This is a genomic window from Rhodovulum sp., from assembly GCF_011048875.1.
GTDB lineage: Bacteria > Pseudomonadota > Alphaproteobacteria > Rhodobacterales > Rhodobacteraceae > Rhodovulum > Rhodovulum tesquicola.
Map to the genome: position 1 here is coordinate 1 of NZ_DSDD01000080.1, position 5,873 is coordinate 5,873.

5 protein-coding genes are annotated in these 5,873 nt (G+C 61.5%); all 5 read left to right on the forward strand.

Annotation, left to right across the window (positions count from 1 at the left end):
• On the forward strand, positions 1-595 hold a 595-nt coding region (locus ENN83_RS02765), incomplete at its 5' end, for a site-specific integrase (protein WP_287183823.1).
• A gap of 114 nt (positions 596-709) precedes the next feature.
• A complete protein-coding gene (locus ENN83_RS02770) occupies positions 710-1,570 on the forward strand; it encodes a WYL domain-containing protein (protein WP_287183825.1) in 861 nt (286 codons plus the stop codon).
• Positions 1,554-4,826, forward strand: a complete 3,273-nt coding sequence (locus ENN83_RS02775) for a helicase-related protein (protein ID WP_287183828.1) — start codon at positions 1,554-1,556, stop codon at positions 4,824-4,826. Before ENN83_RS02770 ends, ENN83_RS02775 begins: the two co-directional genes overlap by 17 nt.
• The gene (locus ENN83_RS02780; RefSeq protein WP_287183830.1) at positions 4,823-5,641 is read left to right on the forward strand and encodes a DUF4391 domain-containing protein; all 819 of its coding nucleotides are present in this window, start codon (positions 4,823-4,825) and stop codon (positions 5,639-5,641) included. The genes ENN83_RS02775 and ENN83_RS02780 overlap by 4 nt, the downstream gene beginning before the upstream one ends.
• 10 nt (positions 5,642-5,651) lie before the next feature.
• Positions 5,652-5,873 (forward strand): hypothetical protein (locus ENN83_RS02785; RefSeq protein ID WP_287183832.1); only part of this gene is annotated, 222 nt, incomplete at its 3' end.

Genomic DNA, 5,873 nt, shown 5'->3' on the forward strand with positions numbered 1-5,873 from the left:
CAAGCATATCCGGAAATACCCCGAGGAGAAGCGCGAGCGCTTTCTCAGCGCGGCGGAATTGCGTCGGATCGGCGAGGTGCTGCGCGAGATGGAGGCGGAGGGGATCGAACTACCCTCGGCCATTCTCGCCGCGCGCATGCTCATCCTGACCGGGTGTCGGCTCAACGAAATCATGACGCTGAAGTGGGCATATGTCGATCTGGCCGAGCGCGTCCTACACCTGCCGGATTCCAAGTCCGGCGCCAAGGTCGTCCATCTCGGCCAGCCTGCCGTCGATCTGCTCCGCGACGCCCAGCGCATCGACGGCAACCCGTGGGTCATCACCGGCACCCTGCCGGGCAAGCGCCTGAGCGATCTCCAGCCCTTCTGGCAGCGCGTCCGCGCCCGCGCCGGCGTCAAGGACGTCCGCATCCACGATCTGCGCCACACCTTCGCCTCGACGGCGGTCGCCTCGGGTCAGGGCCTGCCGATGATCGGCAAGCTGCTCGGCCACACGCAGGTCCAGACGACGGCGAGATACGCCCATCTCGCCGCCGAGCCGGTGCGGACGGCGGCGGACGCGGTGGCGCAGAACCTCAGGCAATCCTTGGGATAATCCCGCGCGGAAACGACCCTTTTCGATTGATTGCGAGGGCTCTCGCCGATACGGTAGGTCCAGAAATTGTGCGCGCACATTTAGCGTGCGCTCAGGGTGGGCCGGGAGAGTGACGTGGGCGAGGGAAAGGCTGAGCTGCGCTGGGGCGTCGAGCAACGCCTCGAGTTCATCGAGTTCCGCCTGTTCTGGGAAGGCCACGTAAATCGTATCGACGTGATGCAGCAGTTTGGTGTCTCGGTTAATCAGGCGTCCGCTGATCTGAACCGCTATATCGCGCTGGCGCCGAACAACATGGTCTACGACAAGAGCGCGCGGACCTACGTCCGCGGCCCGGACTTCGACTGCAAGTTCCGCCCGCCGGACGCAGCGCACTACCTCGCTCAAATCCGCTTGGTTGCCGACGATGTGCTGGAGCGCGAGGATTGCTGGATACCTGACCTGCCACCCTACGCATCTGCCCCGACGCCGGTTCGAGGCGTTGAGCCGGTAACACTTCGCTCGGTTGTCGGCGCCATCCGCCGGTCTGAGGCGATCGAGGTGAAGTACCAGTCCCTGTCCAGCCCCGAGCCGCACTGGCGCTGGATCGCGCCTCACGCCATAGCGTTCGATGGGTTCCGCTGGCACACCCGGGCATTCTGCCTGAGCGACGATTGCTTCAAGGACTTCCTGCTCTCCCGGATCCTCGACATTCGCGGGTCGCGCGTGACCGAGAAGTCTGCCGACGATGATCGGGACTGGCATTCCGAAGTTACGCTTGAGGTCGGCCCTCACCCCGATCTTTCGGAGACGCAGGCGAAGGTCATCGCAATCGACTACGGCATGCGCGGCGGCAAGGCGAAGATCAAGGTTCGGCGGGCACTGCTCTACTACGCTCTCCGGCGGCTCGGGTTGGACACCGACCCGGCCGCGCGGCGCCCACAGGACCAGCAGATCGTGCTGCTTAACCGGGAGGTCGTCGATGCATATCATCGATAACACTTCCCATCTCCTCGGAGAGGACTTGAAGACCTCAGTCGGCCGAGGAACACGTTTGCGGATCGCTGCGTCGTGCTTCTCGATATACGCCTTCGAAGCTCTAAAGTCTGAGCTCTCGAAGATCGACAGCCTGCAGTTCGTTTTCACTGCCCCGACCTTCGTCCCCACCGAAGTGACCGACAGACTCCGAAAGGAACGTCGGGAATTTTTCATTCCAAGGGCACGACGAGAAAGCGGACTCTACGGCACGGAGTTTGAGATCCAGCTCCGCAACAAACTCACACAACGCGCGGTCGCTCGGGAGTGCGCTGACTGGATCCGCGAGAAGGCGCGGTTTCGGTCCAACACAACGAAGGCGCCGATGCAGCAATTCATGCATGTAACCAAAGCTGAAGGCGCAGTGGCCTACATGCCGATCAGCGGCTTCACGGCCGTCGATCTCGGATACCAAAAGGGCGATGCAGTTTCGAACTTCGTGCACCGGTTCGATGATCCTGCACACACGAAGGTTTACCTTCAGCTTTTCGATCAGATCTGGGCGGACCCGGACAAGGTGAAGGACGTCACCGCCGCCATTTGCGAGCACATCGAGTCCGTTTATCAGGAGAATTCGCCCGAGCGCATCTATTTCATGATGCTCTACAGCATCTTCCACGACTTCCTCGATGAAGTGGACGAAGACGTCCTGCCAAACGATCTGACCGGCTACCAGGAGAGCGTGGTCTGGAACAAGCTTTTCAATTACCAGAAGGACGCAGCGACAGGCATCATCAACAAGCTCGAGACCTACAACGGATGTATTCTCGCGGATTCTGTTGGCCTCGGGAAAACGTTCACCGCCTTGGCGGTAGTCAAATACTATGAGCTGCGGAACCGCTCGGTTCTCGTACTCTGCCCCAAGAAACTCGCGGACAATTGGCGGAACTACAACACGAACCTGACCACAAATATTTTCGCTAAGGACCGTTTCAACTACGATGTCCTCTGCCACACCGACCTCTCACGCACCTCCGGCGAGTCCTTCGGCATCCCCCTCAATCGAGTGAACTGGGGCAACTACGACCTCGTCGTGATCGATGAGTCGCACAACTTCCGAAATAATGATGTCTACAAGGACCGTGAGACCCGCTACCAGAAGCTGATGAACCAGGTCATCCGCGCCGGCGTGAAGACCAAGGTCCTCATGCTCTCCGCCACCCCTGTGAACAACAGGTTCACCGACCTTCGGAACCAGCTGGCACTCGCTTATGAGGGGCAGTCCGAAGCGCTCAGCAAGAATCTGAAGGCTCAGATCAGCATCGAAGAGATTTTCCGTCGTGCCCAGAAGGCCTTCAATGAATGGTCGTCCCTGCCGCCCGAGGAGAGAACCGCGGCGTCGATCCTGAAAGCGCTCGACTTCGATTTTTTCGAGCTTCTCGACGCTGTCACCATCGCCCGGTCACGAAAGCACATCGAGACCTTCTACGACACGACGGACATCGGGAAGTTCCCCCAAAGGCGCAAGCCGCTCTCTTATCACCGCCCGATCACCGAGCGGTCGGACGTGATGGGGTTCAACGACATCTTCACGCAGCTTTCGGTGCTGAAGCTCGCGGTATACGCCCCAATCAGCTACATCCTGCCCAGCCGTCTGCGGAAGTATGAGGAGATCTACGACACGCAGGTCGAGGGTGGACGCGGCAAGCTCAGACAGGCCGATCGTGAGCGCAGCCTTCAGGCGCTCATGACAACCAACCTGCTGAAACGCCTGGAGAGCTCGGTCGCCGCGTTCCGGCTTACGCTTCGGTCTCTCGGCGCAAACATCTCGCGCACCCTCGACGCGATCGGCGATTTCGAGAAAACCGGACGAAGCGGTAGCGTCAGTGACTACCTTGCTGACATGAGCGACTTCGACCCGGAGGACGACGACCTCTCCGGCCTCGACGAATTCACGGTCGGAAAGAAGGTCCAGATCAGCCTCGCCGACATGGATCTGCCATCCTGGAAGCACGACCTGGCTGCGGACCTTGTCCTGATCCAAGAACTGATCGCCTCGATGGAAAAGGTCAAACCTGCGGACGATGCCAAGCTCCAGCATCTGCTCGCCCTAATCAGGCAGAAGATCGACGAGCCGCTGAACCCCGGCAACCGCAAGGTGCTGGTCTTTACGGCCTTCGCGGACACCGCCAACTACCTCTTCGACAACCTGGCGCCCTTTGCGCAGCAGCACGGGCTGCATGTCGGCAAGGTCACCGGCTCTGATGCGCCCAAGACAACACTCAAGAAGTCCTATGACTTCCAGAGCGTCCTTACGCTGTTCTCTCCTCGGTCCAAGGAAAAGGCCATCGTCCTGCCGCACGAACCGGGCGAGCTGGACATCCTCATCGGGACCGACTGCATTTCGGAAGGCCAGAACCTTCAGGATTGCGACTTCCTGATCAACTACGACATCCACTGGAACCCTGTCCGCATCATCCAGCGGTTCGGCCGGATCGACCGGATCGGATCGCAGAACGCCCAGATCCAGCTGGTCAACTACTGGCCGGACATCTCGCTCGACGAATACATCAACCTCAAGGAACGCGTCGAAAACCGGATGGTAATCGCCGACGTCACCGCCACGGGCGACGACAACATACTGACCGCCAAATCGAGTGACATCGCCTACCGCAAGGAACAGCTGAGGCGGATGCAGGAGGAGGTTATCGAACTGGAGGACGTGAAGGCCGGCATCTCGATCACGGATCTCGGGCTTAACGACTTCCGGATGGACCTGCTCAATTACGTCAAGCAGCATGGCAAGCTCGACAACGTGCCCTTCGGCATGCACGCCGTCGTGCCCGCACAGCCGGAGCTGGGCCTGCAGCCCGGCGTCATCTTCGCGCTGAAGAACATCCACGACAGCGTGAACATCAACCAGCAGAACCGCCTGCACCCCTTCTACCTGGTCTACATCGATGACGACGGCCGGATCGTCGCCAACCACACCGAGGTCAAGCGCCTGCTCGACCTGATCCGGTCCAGCTGCAAGGGGCGGATCGAGCCCATCCGCGACGTCTGCCGCATCTTCAACGAACGCACCGAGGATGGGCGCAACATGGGCCGCTATTCCGACCTGCTCTCGAGCGCGATCCGCTCCATGATCGAGGTTAAGGAAGAGAAGGATATCGACAGCCTGTTCAGCGGCGGGCGCACCACGGCGCTGACCCACACCATCAAGGGGTTGGACGATTTCGAGCTGATCGCCTTTCTGGTCATCGAAGGGGGCGGCCCATGAGCCTCTACGACTGGCCCCGCGCCGCCGCCTTCGGACGCGTGATCCCAAAGACCAAGATCTACGAGCACGCAAGGGCGAATACGGGCCTCAAGGATCTCTTCGTGCGCGAGGTGGATCAGATCGTCTGGTCACACAAGCTGGCGCCCGAGACGGTCAATCTGGCGGCGACCAAGCAGGTGACCGAGATACAGGTCTTCCGCATCACCGCGCGCACCGCGACGCTTACCCAAGACGTGCTGCGCGCCATCGACAAGGCCATCCCCTTTCCGCTGATCTTCGAGGTGGCCCATGGCGGCCGCGTCCGGTTGGCCGCCGCCTACAAGCGGCCGAGTGAGGCCGACAGCGCTCGCTGGGTGGTGGGCGACTATTTCCACGGGAACTGGCTGCCCGAGGACGCAGCCCGCGCGCCCCTTCCTGTGGCGCTGAACATGGGCGCGCTGTACGAGAGGCTGCTCGAACCGCTGGTGGCGGGGCAGACGGCCCGGTTGGTCCCCGGCATGGGCAAGGCGCCGCAGACGCCCTTCACCTCTGCCGAAGCGGAGCGCCCTATGTCGCTGGAAGAGCGCATCGCGCAGGCCGGGGCGATCGAGCGCCAGGCGCGCGAGGTCGAGCGGATCAAGGCGCGGCTGGCACGCGAGAAGCAATTCAACAAGCGCGTGGGCGTAAATGCCAAGCTGCGCGCGGCCAAGCAGGAACTGGAGCGGCTGTCGCGATCGGGACACGGGGCACCCCCCGGCGCCGCACAAGCAAATCCAGCGGAAGTGGGCACCGATTCCGCGTCCGGATTTGCGCCGAGAAAGACGTCGAACGATTGAGAGGACGAGCATGGACAAGCTGAAGATGCACAGCCCAGACCTGAGCCAGGACAACATCGCGAAGATCCGCGAGATGTTCCCCGGCTGCGTGACCGAGGCGCGGGACGAGGCGACGGGCAAGCTGCGTCTGGCGGTGGACTTCGATCAGCTGCGTCAGGAGTTGAGCGACCACATCGTGGAAGGCCCGCAAGAGCGGTATCGGCTGGACTGGCCGGGGAAGCGGGAAGCGCTG